The organism is Caldicellulosiruptor bescii DSM 6725 (assembly GCF_000022325.1).
Classification (GTDB): Bacteria; Bacillota; Thermoanaerobacteria; order Caldicellulosiruptorales; family Caldicellulosiruptoraceae; genus Caldicellulosiruptor; species Caldicellulosiruptor bescii.
Genome location: NC_012037.1, coordinates 1 through 3653, shown reverse-complemented (window position 1 = coordinate 3653; position 3653 = coordinate 1). Strand labels below are relative to the sequence as shown.

At 42.9% G+C, this 3653-nt stretch carries 5 protein-coding genes; 4 read left to right on the top strand and 1 reads right to left on the bottom strand.

Features of this window, described 5'->3' with window-relative positions; translation table 11 throughout:
• Nucleotides 1–461: 461 nt before the first annotated feature.
• Genes ATHE_RS14045 through ATHE_RS14035 form a run of 3 tightly spaced genes read left to right on the top strand, consistent with a single transcriptional unit; the run spans nucleotide 462 to nucleotide 1436 of the window.
• Nucleotides 462–911 (top strand): replication/maintenance protein RepL, encoded by a 450-nt coding sequence (locus tag ATHE_RS14045; protein WP_012660754.1) that lies wholly within the window; start codon nucleotides 462–464, stop codon nucleotides 909–911.
• Nucleotides 905–1234, top strand: coding sequence for a hypothetical protein (locus ATHE_RS14040; RefSeq protein WP_012660753.1), 330 nt, complete (start codon nucleotides 905–907; stop codon nucleotides 1232–1234). The genes ATHE_RS14045 and ATHE_RS14040 overlap by 7 nt, the downstream gene beginning before the upstream one ends.
• Nucleotides 1215–1436 (top strand): hypothetical protein, encoded by a 222-nt coding sequence (locus ATHE_RS14035; protein ID WP_012660752.1) that lies wholly within the window; start codon nucleotides 1215–1217, stop codon nucleotides 1434–1436. Before ATHE_RS14040 ends, ATHE_RS14035 begins: the two co-directional genes overlap by 20 nt.
• A 100-nt stretch (nucleotides 1437–1536) precedes the next feature.
• Here ATHE_RS14035 and ATHE_RS14030 read toward each other — a convergent pair whose 3' ends face one another.
• Nucleotides 1537–2529: a hypothetical protein gene (locus tag ATHE_RS14030; protein WP_012660751.1), complete on the bottom strand. Its 993-nt coding sequence runs from the start codon at nucleotides 2527–2529 to the stop codon at nucleotides 1537–1539.
• Nucleotides 2530–3371: 842 nt separating this feature from the next.
• Between ATHE_RS14030 and ATHE_RS14025 the strand changes: the two genes are divergently transcribed.
• Entirely contained in the window at nucleotides 3372–3563 is a 192-nt protein-coding gene (locus ATHE_RS14025; protein ID WP_099716404.1) for a hypothetical protein, read from the top strand.
• The last annotated feature ends 90 nt before the right edge of the window (nucleotides 3564–3653 follow it).

Genomic DNA, 3653 nt, shown 5'->3' with positions numbered 1-3653 from the left:
AGCGGGTGTTAACGTTGAGCTGTCCGTTAGCTCAGCGTTAGCAAAGTGTTGTTAGAGCTCTTCAGACGTTAGTCAGCTGTTGTTAGTTCTTTTTGTGTGTAGGTAGGCCCACACACACATCACGACGTCAGTCGTGCGTTAGTCTATGTTTGCGTTAGCATGTTTTTGTTATCGGTTTGGCACTGTTGTGGACTTTGGGGCGTCAGCTATTTCGTCAGTGTTCAGCGTCAGCGACCGTTGTTCCTGCTTATCCTAACTGGAAATTTTCAAGCCTGCTAACGCAGGCGATATATACATAGATAAGAATAAAGTTACCCACAAAGCCTTGAAAATACTGAATGGAAAGTGTAATTTATTACACCTGAAGTGTAATTTTTTACACCTGAAGTTACTTGACAAGTTACTTTAAGTGTATTATAATGGCTTTAGAATTGGAAAAAGGTAAAAAAAGGGGGATTCAAATGAAGAAGATAGGGTACAAAAAAATGGTCGACCCTGAAACAGGCGAAGTACAAACTTTCATACTGATCGGACATGATTTTGAAGACACAGACTTTGTCAAACTTCCATTCATTTCTATCAAACTCATAATGGAAGATAAAGACCTTGCAAAATCAGCAATGCGAATTCTCTCATACATTGTACAACACAAAATCTCGTTTAACAACTACACGTTTGCACTTTCATACGAATACGACATCAAAGGAAACATCGACATGTCAAAAAAGCAATACCATCTTGCAATCAAAAAGCTAATCGAGAAAGATTTGTTGATTAAAATAGGCCGTGGACGATTCATGCTAAATCCTCGACGCATACGTTACGGCAGAGCTGACCAACTGAGAAAGTTCGAATCAGAATACGACAAAATAAAAAAGACTGAAAAGGGGAAGGGTGACAAGGAATGTTAACAAAGCAGGAACTTATTCAGAGGCTACTTGAAATCAAACAACTATGCTTCTACATCGAAGAAGACGAAGCAAAACAGATTGAAAATATCGTCGAAGACCTACTGAGCAAGATCCGGAACGTAAAGCTAAACCAACTGAAAAGGCTAGTCCACGCGGAAAGAAAGAAATACCCTATTGGAACAGCAGAGAACCTGTTGTTTCATAATCTCTACGAAAAACTCAAAAACGTACAACCTGACGATACAGAACGTATTGACAGATTGTACAAAGAATATCTCAGTCTCGTAAAGGGGGTAAAAGAGAGTGAAAAAGCTAACAATTGAGTTTACACGTGAAGAAGCAATGTACCTTCTGGGTTATTTCACAGCAAGAGCAATGGAAGGGTACAGGTTCGACGAATTTGAGCAGGGAATAATCAAGAAACTTGCTGATAAGTGCAACGTTGAATTTGTTTTTGAAAACGGCAAGATTCTACAGGCAAGATACAAAGGCAACCTTTTTTACTGCACTACCCCACAAGAATAGCCTTGAAACGCAAATAAGGTCCTGTAGACGCACAAAAAACAGGGGGGATATATCAATATACCCCCTGTTTTTTTATCCACTTTCTTGAGCCTTTATTCGCTTAATCCAGATAGTGTCTTGCAACAACGTCAATTCGATTATGTCCCAAGTCGTTTGAAACTTCCCACAATGCCAGGCGGTCAAACTCCCTACCATCACTGCGATGATAAAGCCCATCAGCTCTTGTGAGTTCACGAGTAAGTTGTCTTTCGCCAATTTCTCTAAACCTGTCAGGATAGAGCCTTGTAAGCCTACTACGAACGAGATCCTCAACTCTGTCGAAAAGCTTTCTCTCACGACTTATCTCACGCTCAACTTCTCTGTAACGCTCTCTTGCATATTCCCTCCTATAGCTGTGTACGTCCATCCTTATGGGGACCCTGTCAAACAGCCTGTCTCTTCCTTCCCGCTCTCTGACTATCCTCTCAACCTCTCTCTCGTATTTCTGCAAAACATGAACATCCCTTTCTCTACCGCCCTTGCCGTTGCTCACGTGCACATATAATCTTCCGTCAGGCCCACGAAAGATATCCCGAGAACTCACTCTTTCCAATTCCCTTCTTCTCAGCCCAGTAGCTTTTGAAAAGATGATAATGTCTCTATTCCTCTCTTTGCTAAACTCCCTATCGTGGTCTTTGTATCCCCTGCTTCTCTCAATCTCTTCCCTGTGTCTTGCGGGAAGCTCTACTTTAAAGTCAGTTGTACGACAATGATACAGTTTCGCCAGGGCTGCTGCTTCTTTCTTAACAGTCCACGCGCTATACCCTTTGTCTATATGCGACTGCAAATATTCAGACACATAGGCCCGTGCTTGTTCTAAATCCTTACACCCCTTTTCAGTACGAGCCCAATTCGCAAATTCTAACGCCTCCTTAACGTACTCCCTGTAGGTTGAGAAACTAAAAATGCCTTCCACACGAGCAGGATTCCACGTCTCTCCAGTAACTTCACATCTCTCCCGCTCTTCTCTCTTTGCTTCATGCTTACTTTCCCCGAACCTTATCTGCTTTTCGAATTCATTGAGTACTTGCTTGATTATGGACGGCTTTCCCATTCCCTATCATCCCCTGCATAAATATTTAAACCGACAAAAAACGACAAAAAGGACGTGTGTATTTAAACCCTTTCAAGGGGGGTTTTGCCCTTTCAGGCTGTTGAACCTGTCCAGAATGCTCACGGTATTCCCATGAGCCCACGAACAGTAAGCGCACCGTTTTTTGACTATTTACTTGTCTTCCACAGTAGCATGTCACGGTACGCACAACCTGCTACTGGGCTTTTTCTATGTCATCACGCTCTACTCTCGGCTCGGTGCACGTCAAGCGTGTCAGACGTGCACGTCATCGCCCCTTGCCTAACTTTTCTAACTGCGAACTTTGTTTTGCAAACTGCTAAACTCTCAGATGCGGCAAAACTCCAAATGGTGTACCCCTTGCGGTGTACTACCACAGAGCAGAGCGTGATAACAGCAAGACTCATGTGCTAACGCACAAACAAAGCGGAATCGGAACGCCGTCCACGGCTATTGCCTTTCCCTATACCTGCCCGATTCCATTTCCCGTGCCAAACTGACAATTCCAAATATTACGCAAAAAGTAACCCGCTACCGCGGTTTACTTTTCGCTTCTGAAATAGATCATAACACTACAATAACAAAATGTCAAGCAGTCTTCTGGAAAACAATCACAATGAAGATAAAAACAAGAAGAGAGAACTAACAAAAGTCTACTAACGTGCCAAAGGCTAACAGAAGGATGCTAACACAAAGCTAACGGACAGCTCCCTGCTAACGCTCGCAAAACAAGGTAGAAGAGATTTGCTACTGGGTGGAAGGTTTTGCCTGCCAGTAGTTTCCTATGGGTTTGCAAGCCTTTGATGGCGGAAAGTACCTTTCGTGTGGTTAAGTCCCTGGAAAAACCGCTGGAAATTCCAGTTCATTCCCTGGAAAAAGGCAAAAAATCCCTGGGAATTTCAATTCGCTTCCTGGAAATTGGAAAATGGAAGAATCTTCATGATTTTCCCAGGACTTTTCTGGGTTTTGTGGTACAATCAGGGATGAATAATTATGCAAGCGGGTATGAATATTGATGCGGTGGGTGAAGAGCTTTTCGGGTTATGAAAGCGGTTTCAAAGGGGGTTGCAGCGCCCCTCTTGCTCAAATCCTGCTCTAATTTTTTT